Genomic DNA, 257 nt, shown 5'->3' with positions numbered 1-257 from the left:
GCTCAGCCGCTTGCGCGAGCAGCGCCATGTGCAATCGATGGAACGTCTTGATTCCCTGCAAAACCTGCTCGGCACTGGCTGGTGGGAAATCAGTGCCGAAGAGCAGATTACGCTGGCGCCGACGCTGGCCTCGGCACTCAATCTCAGCGATCGCCTGCTGCCGGTAGAAGACTGGCTGTCACTGTTTCATCCCGCCGACCGCGACGAATTGCGCAGCCGTTTGCGCGCCCTGCAATGGCAGGGCGAAGCGCTGACCC

At 62.6% G+C, this 257-nt stretch carries 1 protein-coding gene; it reads left to right on the top strand.

All coding sequences use genetic code 11. The features are described 5' to 3' along the window. Positions 1 to 257: PAS domain-containing protein (locus AAEY83_RS16565; RefSeq protein WP_351060819.1), on the top strand; the 257-nt coding region annotated here is incomplete at both ends.

Source organism: Psychrobacter sp. TB20-MNA-CIBAN-0197, from assembly GCF_040309765.1.
In the GTDB taxonomy this organism is placed as follows: domain Bacteria; phylum Pseudomonadota; class Gammaproteobacteria; order Pseudomonadales; family Moraxellaceae; genus Psychrobacter; species Psychrobacter submarinus.
The sequence above is the reverse complement of the archived record's forward strand: the minus strand, read 5'-3'. Positions and strand labels throughout refer to the sequence as shown.